The following is a 16,367-nucleotide window of genomic DNA, read 5'->3' on the forward strand; positions in this document are numbered from 1 at the left end:
AAACTCAATTCTGTAGATATATACGTTACAAATGTAACAATAGTTGTTGTGAGTAACTAATTAAAATGAATAATTAAACAAAATAAAATGAATTATTACTTTATATAAGTATATTTAAACAACTGAAAATAAATATTTTAATGTATAATTATATATATTTATGAGAATTTTCAATTCCGCTAATTACAAATCTAACTATTGTACTGTAAATTTGTATACAATCGTAACAAATAATCAGATTTTAAGTGTTTACAAATGTAAATTTACAATTGTATACCTTTGTGTTTTAATATTTATAAATGGATATAAGTCGGTTATCAGAACTCTATAAAATCTATAAAGAAAAATCACTTTTTGGACGTTACATTACGCTCGAAAAAATTGCACCTCTTTTAAAGAAATTTGAATCGGATTTTGAGGTTTCTTTGATTGGATATTCGGTGAAACAAAAACCTATCCATTCGGTTAAAGTCGGAAACGGACCAATTAAAATTTTGTTATGGTCGCAAATGCACGGCAATGAGTCGACAACGACTAAGGCCATTTTTGATATACTGAATGTATTTTCTACATCAAATTCTGAGTTTAAAACGACATTATATAATTGTACTTTGCAGATTATCCCTATGCTTAACCCTGATGGTGCTGAACGTTATACACGTCTAAATGCTAATGAAGTTGACTTAAATAGGGATGCAAACGATTTGTCTCAGCCAGAGAGTAAAGTGCTTAGACAATGTTTTGATGCTTTTCAGCCTAACTATTGCTTTAATCTTCATGGTCAGCGTACCATATTTGGGGCTGGAGATACAGGTAAACCTGCTACGCTCTCATTTTTGTCTCCCTCTGAGGATCAAGAACGAACAGTGACAACAACACGAAAGAAGGCTATGACGATTATTTCTCTGATTAATCATAAACTCCAGCAAGAACTTCCTAATGCAATTGGTAGGTATGATGATGGTTTTAATATCAACTGTGTAGGAGACATATTTCAGTCACTTGGTGTACCAACAGTTTTGTATGAAGCTGGACATTATGCAAATGATTATGATAGAGAGATAACAAGAGAATATATCTTTAAAGCTATTTATTATGGCTTAGAAGCTATTTCTAACGAAAAAACTCTAGTAGATAGAGTGGAACACTATTTTGCAATTCCCGAGAACAAAAAGAATTTCTATGATGTGATTATAAGAAATGCAAAAACACAATCTAAAGATGCTCATAGTACAGATATTGCTATTCAATTTAAAGAAGTATTAGAGAATCATACTATTAATTTTGTCCCAATCGTTGAAAAAATTGAAAATCTAGATGAGTATTTTGCTCATTATGAAATTGATGCTAAGGGTCATTTAGTATTAGATGAAAAGAATTTACCTCTTAAAGTTGCTAACGAAATCGTTTTCGTAATGTTAAATAATCGAAAAATCTTGATAAAATCTTAAATATTACTCGTTTTAGCTTCTTTTTATCAAAGAAATTGTCTTATTTTTGCATATAATTCAACAAAATTATATTATGGCTAAGTTTAAATTAGACGAAATTGACCACCAAATTTTGGATATGCTTATCGACAATACGCGTATTCCTTTTACAGATATCGCAAAAAAATTATTGATTTCTGCTGGTACAGTACATGTTAGAGTGAAAAAAATGGAAGAGGCTGGTATTATTAAAGGTTCTTCGTTAACTCTAGACTACAAGAAATTGGGATATTCTTTTATTGCTTACGTTGGTGTGTTTTTGCAAAATACATCGCAGACTAAGTTTGTTTTAGAGCGTATTTCTCAAATACCATATGTTACAGTGGCGCATATCACTACAGGTAAATTCAATATTTTTTGTAAAATTAGAGCAAAAGATACTATGCATGCAAAGGATATTATCTTTATGTTAGACGACATTGATGGTGTTTACAGAACAGAAACAATGATTTCACTTGAAGAAAGTATTAACGATAAGAAACGCTTAATGCATACAATTTTTAACGAATTATAAGCCCATATATAAAAAACGATGTTAAAGCCTTAGTACTTACGCTAAGGCTTTTTTTATTTTTATGGCCTAAACTATACCAAATGCATTTATCTCCAGAGGAATTTAATCCGTATTACGCACCGTATATTGAGGGTGCAACCAAAGCCAATTCTATAGTAAAAAGCTTAACCTTAAACCTTAAAAATGTTGTAGATTTTTATAATAATTTACCAGATAGTAGGTTGGAATTCGCTTATGCAGAAGGGAAGTGGACACCAAAAGATATTTTACTTCACATTATTGATACAGAACGTATTTTCAGTTACCGCGCTTTACGAATTGCAAGAGGTGATAAAACAGAAATGGTTGGTTTTGAGCAAGACGACTATATTGAGTCTGGAAAAGCAAACAATAGAACATTAGAAAATCTGTTGAATGAATACAAATCAGTGAGAAACGCTACAATTTCCTTATTTGGTTCATTTTCTGAAACCCAATTAAAGTCGATTGGTAGGGCGAGTGGTTCTCCAATTTCTGTGAGAGCTATTGGGCATATTATTACTGGTCATGAGAATCATCATAATTGCGTGATTGAAGAACGGTATTTATAGTTAATCTTCTGTATGCGAGGATGCATGCCAAATAGGAATTTTCAAAAAATCACTTAGCCATTGCGCGTCTGCAATTGTAGATTTTAAGCTGCCATGGTCAGTTACGTTTTTTCGGCTTGAATCATCTAAAACTAAGTTAATTTCAAAACTTTTGTAGCTTCCGTCATCATCATGAATTATTTCACCAATAATTTGAAGTGCAACTATGCTCGAAAGCGGAACACTATTTCTCTCATTAGGTGTAATACCTTTATAATATATATTCTCTTTCTTGTCAAAAACTCTCGGTTGGTATATGTGATAAAGAATTATATTTCCTACAATAAAAAATAATAGACCTCCAAAAAACAATAAATACTCGGTTTCATTATTTTGATATTTAGTATACCCAAAATACAACATTGCCAACCCGATGAAGATAAATATTGAACTAAAGGTAATTGCAAATACAGTAGGTCTAAATACTAGTCTACAACTATTTTCTTCAGTTAGTTTATGAGTGCGAAAATTTGAACCGCCAGATTTTAAAGGATGTGTTGCAACTGTTTCTTTTATAGAAAGATTATCTGGCCTATTTTCATAGGCTTCAATTGCTTCTTTGTTAAATTCGCTTGGCTTTTCCATTACTAAAGCTTTTCTTCAAGATATTTCCCAGTAACAGATTTTTTGTTTTTAGCAATGTCTTCTGGTGTGCCTTGTGCTACCAATTTACCTCCATTTTTTCCGCCTTCTGGTCCTAAATCGATAATGTAGTCGGCGCATTTGATTAAATCGATATTGTGTTCAATTACTATAATTGAATGTCCGATTTCAATTAATGCCTGAAAGGATTTCAACAATTTTTTAATATCATGAAAATGAAGTCCAGTTGTAGGTTCGTCAAAGATGAATAGCGTAGTATCACCACGAGAACCTTTCCCGAGAAATGAAGCTAATTTAATACGCTGTGCTTCACCGCCAGAAAGCGTAGAAGAAGATTGACCTAGCGTGACGTAACCTAAACCAACATCTTTTAAAGGTTGAAGCTTACGCTGAATTTTATCTTGCTTGTGAGTTTCAAAAAATTCTACAGCATCATCGATGGTCATATTCAGAATATCATCGATGGACTTGTCTTCAAACTTGACTTCAAGCACTTCTTTTTTAAAACGTTTGCCGTTACAAGTTTCGCAAGTGAGATGCACGTCTGCCATAAATTGCATTTCAATCGTTACTTCACCTTCGCCTTTGCAAGTTTCGCAACGTCCACCATCTACATTAAAACTAAAATGTTTGGCTTGGTAATTTCTAATTTTACTCAACTTTTGGGAAGCAAACAACGATCGAATATCATCGTAAGCCTTTATATACGTCACAGGATTCGAACGCGAAGAACGACCAATTGGGTTTTGGTCTACAAACTCAACACTTTCAATATTTGAAAAATTACCTTTCAATTCTGTGAATTGTCCTGGCTTATCACCAAAACCTGTCAACTTCTTTTGTAACGCAGGATATAGAATTTTCTTGACTAATGTGCTTTTTCCACTTCCTGAAACACCGGTGATGACGCTAAGCATATTCAAAGGGAAGTTGACATCAATATTCTTTAAGTTATTTTCTCTGGCGCCGATAATTTCGACATTGTATTTTGAAGTTCTACGTTTCTTTGGCAATTCAATTTCTAACTTGCCATTAAGATATCCTGCGGTTAAGGTATCTGCAACGATAATATCTTTAAACGTTCCTGTAGCGACAACATTTCCACCAAAAGTTCCAGCTTCTGGGCCAATATCAATGATTTCGTCGGCGGCTTTCATGATGTCTTCGTCATGCTCAACAACAATTACGGTATTTCCTAAGTCGCGTAAAGATTTTAAAACATCTATTAATCGTTCAGTGTCTTTTGGATGAAGTCCAATACTAGGTTCATCTAAAATATACATAGAACCCACCAAACTACTCCCAAGCGAAGTTGCAAGATTAATACGCTGACTTTCTCCACCGGAAAGGGTATTCGATTTTCGGTTTAAGGTTAAGTAGTTTAAGCCAACATTAGCTAAAAATTCTAATCTGGTATTGATTTCTTTTAATAGACGCTTTGCGATTTTAGTGTCGTGTTCATTGAGTTCTAAACTCTTGAAGAAATCAGCTAACTCATCTAATGGTAAATCTACCAAATCCATAATGGTTTTCTCAGCAATTTTCACATATGAAGCTTCCTCGCGTAAACGTTTGCCTTTACAAACGTTACATTTAGTCTTCCCGCGATAGCGCGATAACATGACGCGATTCTGAATTTTATAAGCTTTAGACTCTAGTTCTGCAAAAAAGCTATCTAGGCCTTCAAAATATGCATTACCTGTCCAAATAAGTGTTTTTTGCTCTTCAGTTAACTCGAAATAAGGCTTATGAATCGGAAAATCGAATTTATGCGAGTTATTTACTAATTGGTCTTTGTACCAACTCATACTTTCGCCTCGCCAAGGGAAAATAGCATTTTCATAAACTGAAAGTGAAGTATTAGGAACTACTAAATCTTCATCTATACCAATAACATCGCCATAGCCTTCGCACTTAGAGCATGCACCATATGGATTATTAAAACTAAATAGATGTGCATTTGGCTCTAAAAATGCCATACCATCTAATTCAAACTTATTGTTGAAGGCTTTCTGTTTCTTGTCGCTTAGCGATTCAATAATACACGTGCCTACACCTTCAAAAAAAGCAGTCTCAACCGCATCTGCTAATCGATTAAGAAAATCTTCATCATCCTTAAAAACAATTCTATCTACAACTAGGAAAATATCTTTGTTTGAGTCAATTTCAGTTTTTAAAGCGTCATCGATTCTTAAAACTTCTTCTTTAACTTTTAGTCGTGCATAACCTTGTTGTTGTAGGGTTTGAAGCTTATTCTCCATAGTTCGTCCTTCTTCAAGAATTATAGGAGAAAGGAGTAGAAGCTTTGTGTTCTCTTCAAATGTTTTTATATATTCTATAACATCACTGGTTGTATGCTTTTTCACTAACTCACCAGAAATAGGAGAGTAGGTCTTACCAATTCTAGCAAATAAGAGTTTTAGGTAGTCGTATATTTCCGTGGTAGTTCCAACTGTAGAGCGTGGATTTGTAGAGTTTACTTTTTGTTCAATAGCAATTGCTGGAGCAATACCTTTGATATAATCTACCATAGGTTTGTTAAGACGACCTAAGAATTGGCGCGCATAGCTACTCAGACTTTCTACATACCTGCGCTGACCTTCTGCATACAAAGTATCAAAGGCTAAGCTTGATTTTCCAGAGCCGGAAAGACCAGTAATAACCACGAGTTTGTTTCTTGGAATTACAACGTCAATGTTTTTAAGGTTGTGGAGTTTAGCTCCTTTTATAATTATATTTTCTTTTGGATTGACGTCTAAAACCGTGGTGTTCATATAGATATTTTGCTAAAAGTTTTGCAAAGATACCATATCTATTTTACAGGTAAAAGTGATGATATGTTAGATTAAATGTTAAAATTTAGGGTGAAATTTTGTTTTTTCGGAATGATTCTTGTTTATTTGAAACTAATATCCAAACAAAACAACTGCGTATAGCATAATATTACTTTAAGAAAAAGCTGAAAACCCCAAGCAAAGCCTAGTCTTTGTTGCTTAAAGTACTTATTATGAAAAGAAAACTTATCGACGACGCAGTCCTTGTCAGAAATTACATTAACGGAGACGAAAGTGCTTTATCTATATTGATAAACAGGCACAAACAGAAAATTTACAGTTTTATCTACTCTAAGGTATATGATAGAGATATTACTGAAGATGTTTTTCAAGATACCTTTATTAAGGTGATTAAAACCTTAAAGAGAGGAAAATATAATGAAGAAGGTAAATTTTTACCTTGGGTAATGCGTATTGCTCATAATTTGGTTATAGACCATTTTAGACGTAATAGCAGAATGCCAAAATTTGATAATACAGGCGAGTTTAGTATTTTCTCAGTGTTGAGTGATTCATCACTTAATGCTGAAAAAACGATTATTAAAGACCAAGTAGAATCTGATGTAAGACGTATTATTGAAGAGTTACCAGAGGACCAAAAACAAGTGTTATTAATGCGTATGTATCAAGATATGAGTTTTAAAGAAATCTCTGAACGAACAGGTGTGAGTATTAATACCGCTTTAGGAAGAATGCGTTATGCACTTATCAATTTGCGTAAGGTTATAGAGCAGCATAATATAGTTTTAACAAATTGATATAATAAGTTAGATTTTTTTGCGTTATGTGTTTTATATGAACATAAAATTACGCAAATGGCAAAAATTTACTCTGACTACACCTCAAAAGACATTCAACTTAACCCAAAACAAGAAACAGTAGATTTTCTACTGAATTATTCTAAGGCTTTACGTGTTAATTGTTATAAAAAAATGAAGTTTGAAGCGCTTCTGAATTAGTTTAAGAAACCCTGATTGAAAAATCAGGGTTTTTATTTCTTCTTCTTGTAATAATCATCTAAAACTGATTTACGTCCTATGGTTTTAGTTATAATATCTTTATCTAAATCCCAACCACGAGCAGGTGAATATTCGCGGCCATACCAAATGATTTGAAGATGTAAATCATTCCAAAGTTCTTCTGGAAAAAGTCGTTTAGCATCTTTTTCAGTTTGTACAACGTTTTTGCCGTTGGTTAAATTCCAGCGATACATCAAGCGGTGAATGTGCGTGTCAACAGGGAATGCAGGTATGCCAAAGGCCTGAGATAAAACTACGGCAGCCGTTTTATGTCCTACAGCTGGTAATGCTTCTAATTCTTCATAAGTTTTTGGGACTTCACCGTTATGCTTATCAATCAAGATATGAGATAGACCATGAATGCCTTTACTTTTCATGGGTGATAATCCTACAGGTTTTATAATCTCTCTTATTTCCTCAACGGAGAGCTTAATCATATCATAAGGATTGTCAGCTCTTTCAAAAAGCAGTGGTGTGATTTGGTTAACACGGACATCTGTACTCTGAGCGGACATTAAAACTGCTATAAGTAAAGTGTATGGGTCTTTGTGGTCTAGAGGAATTGGGATTTCTGGATAAAGCTGTTTTAACGTAGTTATAACAAAATCAACCTTTTCTTGCTTAGTCATTAGTTGTATTTTTGAAAGAAATTCAAATTTACAACTATGAACACACTAAAACAAGGCGATAAAGTGCCTGATTTTACAGTAAATAATCAAGATGGTAATCCAGTTTCTTTAAGCGATTATAAAGGGAAGAAGCTAATTGTTTTCTTTTATCCAAAAGCAAGCACACCTGGTTGTACTGCTGAAGCATGTAACTTAACAGATAACTATGCAGAGTTACAAAAACATGGTTTCGAAATCCTCGGTGTCAGCGCTGATAGTGAAAAGCGCCAGACCAATTTCAAGAATAAATACAATTTTCCGTTTCCGCTTTTAGCCGATGAAGAAAAAGAAGTTATAAATGCGTTTGGTGTTTGGGGAAACAAAAAATTTATGGGTAAAGAATATGATGGTATTCACCGTAAAACTTTTTTAGTTAATGAGGAAGGTATTGTGGAGCACGTTATAGATAAAGTAAAGACAAAAGACCATGCAGCTCAGATTTTAGAGTTGGTATAATTACTCTAGATTTCCAGAAAAGCATAAAAAAAGCCTTGATGTTAATTTCAAGGCTTTTTCATTTTGTATAAATAGTCTCTATTATTTGTGCATCACCTCTTCAGACTCGCAACCAAATAAACTCTTTTCTTTTATGAGTTTTGCAACACCTTCAGGAAGCATCTCTTCCCATCCAGATTCTCCTGCTGCAATTTTTGCTAACACTTTTCGTGAGAAAATTGATAAAATTGAAGGGTCATAATCATTGATATCTACAACCTTACCATTGTATTTAAAGAACTTGTAAAGTTCTTTCATACGTGGATGTACTTTTAGGTTTTCGCTAGAAGTAATACTTCCATCTTCATTTACCATAGGGTACAAGTACACACGTAAGTCTTTGTAGAATAATTTGCCAAATGCTTCAAGTATTCCACCACTTAAGTGACGGTAATATTTCTCGTCAAAAATATCAACGAGATTATTTACACCCATGGCTAATCCCATTCTATTTTTAGAATATTGAGAGAAGTATTCCACAAGACGATAATACTCTTTAAAATTTGAAATCAATACTGTTTGCCCAAGCGAACACAAAAGTCTTGCTCTATCCATGAAATCTTGCTCGTCAATTTCTCCTTCAGCTCGAAGGTTAGATAGGGTAATTTCAAAAATAACCTGAGTTTTTTCCTTATCTACCTTATTCTCTTTTATGAACATTTCGTATGATTTCTCAAACATGTCCATATTTACCTTTGTTACAGGTCTAAAACTACCTCTAAGCGCTAAAATATTTCTCTTATAAAGTACACGAGCTGGAAGTACATTATTACCATCTGGCGCAAACATTACGGCATCAGTCATACCATTTTTTACCAGTTGTAAACTCATCAACCGATTATCTACGTCCCTAAATACAGGGCCTGAGAAGTTTATAGTGTCAATTTCTAATTGGTCCTTGTCTAAGTGGTCGTATAGATATCGAAGTAATTTTTTAGGCTCATTGTATTTATAGAATGCACCATATATAAGATTTGTACCAAGAACACCTAAAGTTTCTTGCTGTAAACGCGCATCATTTTCTTTAAAACGAATGTGTAATACAATCTCATTATAATCTTGTCCTGGCTTAACTTGGTATTTAATTCCTACCCAGCCATGACCTTTGTATTTTTTAGCAAAATCAATGGTGGCAACAGTATTAGCATAAGAGAAAAAGATTTTATCTGGATGCTTATCTCTAGTAATACGTTGCTCAATAAGGCCCATTTCATGATTAAGCATTTTCCTCAGTCGGGCTTCTGTAACGTAGCGCTTATCATCTTCTATCCCGTAAATGGCATCACTAAAATCTTTATCGTAAGCGGACATAGTTTTGGCTATAGTTCCTGAAGCACCACCAGCTCTAAAGAACTGCCTTACAGTTTCTTGTCCTGCACCAATCTCGGCAAAAGTTCCGTAAATATCTGCGTTTAGATTAATTCGTAAGCATTTGTCTCTGAGTGATGGAATGTTTTCAAATTCCTTATCAGCTCTGTACTTAATTTCGGTCATCATTATTGAATTTTCAAGCTAGACAAAGGTACTGTTTTAGGCTAGTAAACAAAAAAATAAGTTTATTTTTGTTTTAAACTTAACACAATTTGAAAGTCACATTTCTTGGTACTGGAACTTCTCAAGGTATCCCTGTAATTGGAAGCACACATCCTGTTTGTCTAAGCGATAATCCCAAAGATAAACGCCTTCGTGTTTCTGTGTTAGTAGAGTGGGACAACTACAGTTATGTTGTGGATTGTGGTCCAGATTTTAGGCAACAAATGCTTAGAGCAAATTGTGAAAAAGTTGATGGTATTATTTTTACTCATGAGCATGCTGACCATGTTATGGGACTCGATGATATTAGGCCTTTTTTCTTCAGACAAGGAAATATTGATATTTATGGACATCAACGCGTCATAAATGCACTAGAGCGCATGTTTGCTTATATTTTTGAAACTGAAAACAAATATCCAGGCGCCCCGAGTGTGAATGAACACTATGTGGATGGCACACCTTTTAGAATTGGGAGTTTAGAGGTCGTGCCTATTGATGGTTTGCACAATACTCTACAAGTCTATGGGTACCGTTTTGATAAGTTTGCCTATTTAACGGATATGAAAACGGTTGCAGATTCAGAAATGAAAAAACTTCAAAATTTGGATGTCTTAGTGGTTAATGCGTTACGCGAAGAGCCGCATTTATCACATTTTAACCTAGAGGAAGCCTTGAATTTTATAGAAAAAGTAAAGCCGAAACGTGCTTACTTAACGCATATTAGCCATCATATGGGCTTTCATGATGAAGTGCAACAAAAACTACCAGAAAACGTTTATTTAGCTTACGATAACCTTCAAATTACTATTTAGCTTATGAAAAGTAGACTTTTTATGTATCTATTTATTTTCGCGGTTTTAGCAATCATTTTTCAGTATACCAATGATAAACGTATTCTTGATAAATACGAAAAAGATATCAAAACTTACAAGGTTAAGGTTGCTGAGCTCGAGGATGAACGTGTAAAGCTTAACGATAAGATTTACGACTTGTCTTATTTTAATATTGAAGGAAATGAGGAGGCATTAACTTATTTTGAAGACCAAGGTATTAATACAGAAGAGTTGTTGCCTAAACTTAAAGATGGTCTTCTAGAAATGAATGCTTATCAAGGTGTGGACCACCCGATAATTCCTTATGCGTCAATGACGGAGTCAAAAATTATTATAGACCAAATTAAAGTTTTAAATCACAAATGGATTTTAGCTAACTTCACGGATGGCAAGCATTGGGGAGAACTCTTTATTAATTATGAAGTTAATGAAGAAGGAAAACTATCTTACAAGTTAACTGACTATTTTCTGTATCCTATAAATTAAATACGCTTAGCTAGCCAATCTTTGAACTCATAGAAATTTTGTGGTGCTACACCGTGACCTACAGGAAACTCGCTATAAGTGCTCTTTATGCCTAAATGGTCTAAAAACGGTTTTGATTGACGTGCCCAATCTACAGGAATAACTTGGTCAACTGAACCGTGTGAGCAGTAAAAATCTAAATGTGCTAATTTTGATTTATCTAAGCTTTCTGGAAAAATATCTTGATTAATATAGCCGCTGAGCGCAATAATGTTTTTTACTTTTTCAGGATAGGTGAGTGCTACAGAATAACTTAGAATTGTACCTTGACTAAAGCCTAAAAGTGTAACATTATCTTTGTTCACGGCGTAAGTTTCGCAAGCATAATCAATAAATTCTAAAATTAAATCTCTAGATAATTTGGCTTGCTCATTATCGCTCCATTTGCCTTTTTCTGCATCAAAATTTATGGCGTACCACGCATTACCATAGGGTTGCATTTGGTATGGCGCACGAAGCGAAATAATAAATAACTCTTCTGGTAATTCTTGCGCGAAAGAAAATAAATCATTTTCATCACTACCATAACCGTGACACATAATTAAAAGTGGTGCATTCTCTTTTAACGTCGAAGGACGCGAAATATAATGAAGCTTTGCAGACATGATTTATTCTAAAGATTTAAAAATACGTTGAAAAACCTCTCCAACTAAAGGTAGTTTGTGTAGCTTTCCTGTAACTGCACCAATAATACCGTATGTAAAAAGTGCAAAAAAGAAAATCCAAAAGGCATAACTAATCATCCAGCTATCAAAACCTCCAGCAACATATGCAAGCGCAAAATACATGAGCCACAAGCCTAAGCCTTGTCTGACATGAAATGCAGTAAACGTATTCTTCTTTTCTTGGCTCATAAAGTATGCTACAAGTGTCCCAATAATGGTGATGTAAGCAACAATAGCATAAGTTTTACCTTTTTTAATGGTTTCTTCTGTCATTACTGAATTTTAATTTTTTTGTTGGCAATAATACCGTAAGCTTTACCTTTTAATTTGGTGTCTAAGAAACAACTATTCTTAGATGTAGAATGAATGTCTTTTTTGCTAAAGGTATATGTTGCATCTGGATTAAAGAGCGTTAGATTAGCTTTTTGACCTTCAGCTATAACGTTATCTTCTATTCCGAATCTAGATTTGCCTTTAGTGAGTATTGAAATGGCTTTTTTTGTTGAAAACACTGACTGTAATGCTCCTAATGCAGTCTCCAAACCAATTGTTCCGTAAGCTGCAAGGTCGAACTCTACTTTTTTGTGCTCTATGTCAATAGGGTTGTGGTCAGTGGTTACCATATCAATGGTGCCATCTTTTAAACCTTCAATTAAGGCATCCACATCAGTTTGTGTTCTAAGTGGCGGTAAGACTTTAAAATTAGTATCAAAATCAGTGAGCTTTTCATCTGTAAAACAAATGTTATGTAAAGCAACAGAACAAGTCACGTCTAGTTTTTTTGCTTTTGCCTCACGAATCAATTCTACAGATTTAGCAGTACTTATCGTTGGTATATGTAGTTTTCCTTCAGTGTATTCGAGTAAGAATATGTCTCTAGCAACTTGTAACTCTTCGGCTAAGCTAGGATTTCCTTTTAAGCCTAACTTTGTACTGTTGATATGTTCATTCATCACACCTAGTCCAGAAATTTTAGATTCTTGAGGAAAGGACATCACTAAACCATCAAAATTACTAGCGTAGAGTAGAGCTATCTTTAAAAGATTAGGATTGCTAACAGGTTTCTTATAATCATAGAAAGCAACGGCTCCCGCAGAGTGCATATCAAACAACTCCGCTAAATCTTGACTAGCACTATCTTTTGTCAGCGCTCCTATAGGTTTAAGGTTTACTGCATGATTATTCGCTTTTGCAAGAACAAATGCAATATCTGCATTACTGTCTAACACAGGATTAGTATTAGCATTAAGTAGTACTGAAGTAAATCCTGACTTTGCAGCTGTATCAAGACCATTGGCTATGGTTTCTCGTTCTTCAAATCCAGGTTCTCCAAACGAAACCGAACTATCAAACCATCCTTGTGAGACATGAAGGTTGTCTAATTTTATTTCTCGGTAATTTTTTGGATTTGAAATGCGTTTTGAAATCTTAGTAATTATGCCGTTCTCTATTAAAATATCAACATTTTGATTGTGGAAATCACTTTTAGAATCAACGACTGTAGCAGATTTTAGGAGTGCATTCATTTAAGATATTTTAGAATTAGCATTTCTATTATCAAAAATACTAGCGCAAAAATAACAAACCATTTCCATAGCGCATTAATACTCGCATTACTTTTTATGGTTTCAATAGCAGAAGTTAACGATGTATCTATGCTGTAGTTATTGTTTTTAATGAGGTTGTAGTAAACTAGGTTACTCTCAGTTCGCGCGTGGTTAAAGCTTAATTTCTTTAGTGTTTCTGTGCTATTCTTTACATTAAGTATACCAGAATCCTTAGGAAACTCGTTCGTGAAGATACTCACTTTTTTACTGTACGTCTGCTGAAGAGGTATAATTTTATCGCCATTTTTCTCAAGACTTAAAATTTCGTCTTGAGATAATTGTACATTAATATCTATGGTGTTATCAGTACCAATAGTATAATATAATTTCGGTATTTCTAGACTTTGCATACCAATGTTATAAAGCACCGGTACAATAAGAGGTGATTTTTTAAAATTACTATTCTCTGTATTTATTGGTGCTGTAAATAAGAATGACTTGTTATTTCCGACTAAAAAAGGTGTATTGTCATCATATTTATATACTGCATTTGTATTTGAGCTTAGGCTGTAAGACGTATTTACTTTTGGATACTGAAAATTAGAAACCCGATTATAAAACGCATCACTAAGTATTGGGTGGTCGTAGTTAATACTAGTGATTTGCTTTTTATTATCATTTTCTTTAGTCAACACGGGAAGTGAAACAACTGTAAGTAATTGATTATAAGTGTTTAGAGATAAGTTATCTGAAGTGATTATTACAATACTTCCTCCATCATCTTTAAAGGCTTTTAAAGCTGTTATTAAAGCATTAGGAATAGTTTTTAATTCATTTAAAACTATAAGATTTTGAGTTTCAATTTTGCTATAGTCAATGGATTTGTAATCAAAAGCAGTATAAACAAATTCGTCGTCAGTATATAATTTTTTTAGGAATTCATCAGAAGCTTCATTGATACTTAAGACTTTAATTTTGTCACTTGTATTAATGTTGAAGTAAAATTTATTATCGTATTGCAGACTTGCATCTTCAATACTTACAACGCCATTAAACTCTGTATTATTTGGTATTGTAAAGGCTGTTTGTGCTTCTTCATTAATATCAACTGAAGTTTTAGCGACAAGCTCTTCATTATTATGGAGTGATACAGAGACGTTTTTTATCGGGTCGCCTTTATGCGATAAATCAACCCCAATCTCAATATTCGAATTATTGTATTTTGAAATGTAAATACTGTCAACACTAATGTTATTGCTGTAAACTGCTTTTGGTTTAACGAGTCTTAGTGCAACTGTAGAGTCTCTATCAAATTCTAAAGGTTCATCTTTTTGTTGAAAATCAGATACTAGGATTAAGTTCTTTAATGAAGATGCATCTTTTGAAAAGTACTGTTTCCCCTTTAAATACGCTGATTTATAAGATAATTGATTAGCGGAGTATTGAAGGCCAATTAAATCGTTTGCAATAGCTTTTACCGTAGTGTTTCTGTAAGTATCGTCATTAGTGAAAATGGTTAATTCTTCATCTTCAGAATAACTTCTTAAAATATCTTGAATAGATGCATTGAGTAAACTGCCATTATTACCCTTAGCTTGCATACTAAAAGAATTATCCAAGTAAATAACCGTTTCGTTCTTAGCATTAAAAGTGTCTGAATTTGTAGTAAATGGTTGAGCAAACGCAAAAACTAAGCAAGCTAATAATAGCATACGCGTTAGTAGAGTCAACCATTTTTTTATCTGGGAGCTTTTGCGGGTTTGCAGCTTTACCTTTTTAAGAAACTTAACATTTGTAAAGGCTACCTTCTGAAAACGTCGTAATTGAAATAAATGGATTATGATAGGAATAAGCAGTACGAGTAGTGCCCACAGAAGTTCAGGATGTTTAAACTGCATTCGCTTATGTTATCAATTAGTAGTTAAATTCAAATATAGGAATTGGATTAAGATTAGAACACTTCGGTTTTGAGAAATTTAACAGAAAAAGATATAGTCTTTAACAGCATACATATTTAGAGATTCAAAATACCATACAATGCTTTTTTGTTCGTCTTCATTGGCTACGGTTACAATAGTCTGAGGGTTGTTTATCATTTTCAAATCTTCAAAAGGGAGAAGCTTTACACCATAAATGGATTTACCAATTTTCTTTTCATTGTCGCAAATCCAGTAAAACGGAACACCTTTATCTACCAATGATTTTGCAATAGTTTTTCCTTTAAATCCAGCGCCCCAAATCGTTAATGGACGTGAATGGTCGTAGTCTAATTTTAGAAAATAGCGCAGCTTAATATCTAAAAAGTAGTTTTGTGCATAATGCTCGTGAGTACGTGATGTACGCGTGCTGTAGTCGCGCCAATAGTGCAATAATTGATTATTTGGAATACACTTAAAATTATGCTCGTAAAATCGAAAGGTTAAGTCGTAATCTTCAGGATATCGGTTAGGATTAAAGGCATCGCAAGCAATTAAATCTTCACGATGCAACATCCAACATGGAGAAGCAATAACACATTCTTTATAAATTTCGGCATAATTGGAACCTACTTTGGTGAGTCTATTAAGCCAAGCTTCATATTTAGCGTAACCATCACTAATACCATTAGCACTAAAATACTTTACCAAACCTAGCGCAACGTGCTTTTTGCCATATTCCTGAAGTTGACCAACCATGACTTCGAGTTTATTTTCAATCATGATGTCATCGCTATCCATTCGGGTAATAAAATCTCCCGAAGAATTTTTAAAAGCTAGTTGAAGTGCCGCTATAATACCGCTTCCTTCATTTTTAAACAGCTTTATACGTTGGTCTTTCAAGGCATAAGCTTCCACAATACTAGGTGATTCATCCGTAGAGTGGTCATTAATAATGAGCAATTCCCAATTAGTGTAGGTTTGTTTTAGGATAGAATCTAAGCACTCTTCAATATAGGGTTCTACATTCTTAAAAGGCGTTAATATGCTTACAAGTGGTTGTGCCATGGCACGAATATAGTAATCCTCATTTTAA

The 16,367-nt window shown here is 33.7% G+C and carries 17 protein-coding genes; 8 read left to right on the forward strand and 9 right to left on the reverse strand.

The features are described from left to right. Positions 1 to 299 precede the first annotated feature (299 nt). The 3 genes from BUB95_RS11530 (at position 300) to BUB95_RS11540 (ending at position 2,594) form a co-directional block, all read left to right on the forward strand. The gene (locus BUB95_RS11530) at positions 300 to 1,451 is read left to right on the forward strand and encodes a M14 family metallopeptidase (RefSeq protein ID WP_073086606.1); all 1,152 of its coding nucleotides are present in this window, start codon (positions 300 to 302) and stop codon (positions 1,449 to 1,451) included. Positions 1,452 to 1,524: 73 nt separating this feature from the next. Next, entirely contained in the window at positions 1,525 to 2,004 is a 480-nt protein-coding gene (locus BUB95_RS11535; RefSeq protein ID WP_073086608.1) for an Lrp/AsnC family transcriptional regulator, read from the forward strand. An 80-nt stretch (positions 2,005 to 2,084) separates the two neighbouring features. Next, the gene (locus BUB95_RS11540) at positions 2,085 to 2,594 is read left to right on the forward strand and encodes a DinB family protein (protein WP_073086610.1); all 510 of its coding nucleotides are present in this window, start codon (positions 2,085 to 2,087) and stop codon (positions 2,592 to 2,594) included. Here the strand turns inward: BUB95_RS11540 and BUB95_RS11545 are convergent, their stop codons facing one another. Next, complete coding sequence (locus BUB95_RS11545; protein ID WP_073086612.1) at positions 2,595 to 3,218, reverse strand: hypothetical protein; 624 nt, start codon at positions 3,216 to 3,218, stop codon at positions 2,595 to 2,597. A 2-nt stretch (positions 3,219 to 3,220) separates the two neighbouring features. Further along, complete coding sequence (uvrA, locus tag BUB95_RS11550; RefSeq protein WP_073086614.1) at positions 3,221 to 6,010, reverse strand: excinuclease ABC subunit UvrA; 2,790 nt, start codon at positions 6,008 to 6,010, stop codon at positions 3,221 to 3,223. Positions 6,011 to 6,243: 233 nt separating this feature from the next. Here uvrA and BUB95_RS11555 point away from each other — a divergent pair, with 233 nt between their 5' ends. Both BUB95_RS11555 and BUB95_RS14335 read left to right on the forward strand, forming a co-directional pair. Beyond that, positions 6,244 to 6,828 (forward strand): RNA polymerase sigma factor, encoded by a 585-nt coding sequence (locus tag BUB95_RS11555; RefSeq protein ID WP_073086616.1) that lies wholly within the window; start codon positions 6,244 to 6,246, stop codon positions 6,826 to 6,828. Between the two features lie 57 nt (positions 6,829 to 6,885). After that, complete coding sequence (locus tag BUB95_RS14335) at positions 6,886 to 7,029, forward strand: hypothetical protein (RefSeq protein WP_200777206.1); 144 nt, start codon at positions 6,886 to 6,888, stop codon at positions 7,027 to 7,029. 32 nt (positions 7,030 to 7,061) lie between these two features. Here BUB95_RS14335 and BUB95_RS11560 read toward each other — a convergent pair whose 3' ends face one another. Then, a complete protein-coding gene (locus BUB95_RS11560; protein WP_073086618.1) occupies positions 7,062 to 7,718 on the reverse strand; it encodes an endonuclease III domain-containing protein in 657 nt (218 codons plus the stop codon). Between the two features lie 36 nt (positions 7,719 to 7,754). Between BUB95_RS11560 and bcp the strand changes: the two genes are divergently transcribed. Next, positions 7,755 to 8,213, forward strand: a complete 459-nt coding sequence (gene bcp, locus BUB95_RS11565; protein WP_073086620.1) for a thioredoxin-dependent thiol peroxidase — start codon at positions 7,755 to 7,757, stop codon at positions 8,211 to 8,213. Positions 8,214 to 8,294: 81 nt separating this feature from the next. Here bcp and BUB95_RS11570 read toward each other — a convergent pair whose 3' ends face one another. Continuing rightward, positions 8,295 to 9,749, reverse strand: coding sequence for a nicotinate-nucleotide adenylyltransferase (locus BUB95_RS11570; protein ID WP_073086622.1), 1,455 nt, complete (start codon positions 9,747 to 9,749; stop codon positions 8,295 to 8,297). Positions 9,750 to 9,835: 86 nt separating this feature from the next. Between BUB95_RS11570 and BUB95_RS11575 the strand changes: the two genes are divergently transcribed. Both BUB95_RS11575 and BUB95_RS11580 read left to right on the forward strand, forming a co-directional pair. Beyond that, positions 9,836 to 10,597, forward strand: a complete 762-nt coding sequence (locus BUB95_RS11575) for an MBL fold metallo-hydrolase (protein ID WP_073086624.1) — start codon at positions 9,836 to 9,838, stop codon at positions 10,595 to 10,597. Between the two features lie 3 nt (positions 10,598 to 10,600). Continuing rightward, positions 10,601 to 11,104, forward strand: coding sequence for a hydrolase (locus BUB95_RS11580; protein WP_073086626.1), 504 nt, complete (start codon positions 10,601 to 10,603; stop codon positions 11,102 to 11,104). On the opposite strand, the gene BUB95_RS11585 is transcribed toward BUB95_RS11580, so the two are convergent. From BUB95_RS11585 to BUB95_RS11605, 5 genes are all read right to left on the reverse strand, one after another. Beyond that, positions 11,101 to 11,748 (reverse strand): alpha/beta hydrolase, encoded by a 648-nt coding sequence (locus tag BUB95_RS11585; RefSeq protein ID WP_073086628.1) that lies wholly within the window; start codon positions 11,746 to 11,748, stop codon positions 11,101 to 11,103. The two genes, BUB95_RS11580 and BUB95_RS11585, sit on opposite strands and share 4 nt — an antisense overlap. 3 nt (positions 11,749 to 11,751) lie before the next feature. Beyond that, a complete protein-coding gene (locus tag BUB95_RS11590; protein WP_073086630.1) occupies positions 11,752 to 12,081 on the reverse strand; it encodes a hypothetical protein in 330 nt (109 codons plus the stop codon). After that, positions 12,081 to 13,334, reverse strand: coding sequence for a dihydroorotase (locus BUB95_RS11595; protein ID WP_073086632.1), 1,254 nt, complete (start codon positions 13,332 to 13,334; stop codon positions 12,081 to 12,083). Before BUB95_RS11595 ends, BUB95_RS11590 begins: the two co-directional genes overlap by 1 nt. After that, complete coding sequence (locus BUB95_RS11600; protein WP_073086634.1) at positions 13,331 to 15,253, reverse strand: BatA domain-containing protein; 1,923 nt, start codon at positions 15,251 to 15,253, stop codon at positions 13,331 to 13,333. Before BUB95_RS11600 ends, BUB95_RS11595 begins: the two co-directional genes overlap by 4 nt. A 78-nt stretch (positions 15,254 to 15,331) precedes the next feature. Then, positions 15,332 to 16,339 (reverse strand): glycosyltransferase family 2 protein, encoded by a 1,008-nt coding sequence (locus BUB95_RS11605; protein WP_073086636.1) that lies wholly within the window; start codon positions 16,337 to 16,339, stop codon positions 15,332 to 15,334. Positions 16,340 to 16,367 lie beyond the last annotated feature (28 nt).

The sequence above is a fragment of the Winogradskyella jejuensis genome, from assembly GCF_900129745.1.
Taxonomy (GTDB): domain Bacteria; phylum Bacteroidota; class Bacteroidia; order Flavobacteriales; family Flavobacteriaceae; genus Winogradskyella; species Winogradskyella jejuensis.

Coding starts and splice junctions, on each gene's coding strand:
- BUB95_RS11555 (WP_073086616.1), top strand. CDS start 6,244: ATGAAAAGAAAACTTATCGACGACGCAGTCCTTGTCAGAAATTACATT.
- BUB95_RS11600 (WP_073086634.1), bottom strand. CDS start 15,253: ATGCAGTTTAAACATCCTGAACTTCTGTGGGCACTACTCGTACTGCTT.
- bcp (WP_073086620.1), top strand. CDS start 7,755: ATGAACACACTAAAACAAGGCGATAAAGTGCCTGATTTTACAGTAAAT.
- BUB95_RS14335 (WP_200777206.1), top strand. CDS start 6,886: ATGGCAAAAATTTACTCTGACTACACCTCAAAAGACATTCAACTTAAC.
- BUB95_RS11545 (WP_073086612.1), bottom strand. CDS start 3,218: ATGGAAAAGCCAAGCGAATTTAACAAAGAAGCAATTGAAGCCTATGAA.
- BUB95_RS11535 (WP_073086608.1), top strand. CDS start 1,525: ATGGCTAAGTTTAAATTAGACGAAATTGACCACCAAATTTTGGATATG.
- BUB95_RS11595 (WP_073086632.1), bottom strand. CDS start 13,334: ATGAATGCACTCCTAAAATCTGCTACAGTCGTTGATTCTAAAAGTGAT.
- BUB95_RS11530 (WP_073086606.1), top strand. CDS start 300: ATGGATATAAGTCGGTTATCAGAACTCTATAAAATCTATAAAGAAAAA.
- BUB95_RS11560 (WP_073086618.1), bottom strand. CDS start 7,718: ATGACTAAGCAAGAAAAGGTTGATTTTGTTATAACTACGTTAAAACAG.
- uvrA (WP_073086614.1), bottom strand. CDS start 6,010: ATGAACACCACGGTTTTAGACGTCAATCCAAAAGAAAATATAATTATA.
- BUB95_RS11570 (WP_073086622.1), bottom strand. CDS start 9,749: ATGATGACCGAAATTAAGTACAGAGCTGATAAGGAATTTGAAAACATT.
- BUB95_RS11590 (WP_073086630.1), bottom strand. CDS start 12,081: ATGACAGAAGAAACCATTAAAAAAGGTAAAACTTATGCTATTGTTGCT.
- BUB95_RS11540 (WP_073086610.1), top strand. CDS start 2,085: ATGCATTTATCTCCAGAGGAATTTAATCCGTATTACGCACCGTATATT.
- BUB95_RS11585 (WP_073086628.1), bottom strand. CDS start 11,748: ATGTCTGCAAAGCTTCATTATATTTCGCGTCCTTCGACGTTAAAAGAG.
- BUB95_RS11580 (WP_073086626.1), top strand. CDS start 10,601: ATGAAAAGTAGACTTTTTATGTATCTATTTATTTTCGCGGTTTTAGCA.
- BUB95_RS11605 (WP_073086636.1), bottom strand. CDS start 16,339: ATGGCACAACCACTTGTAAGCATATTAACGCCTTTTAAGAATGTAGAA.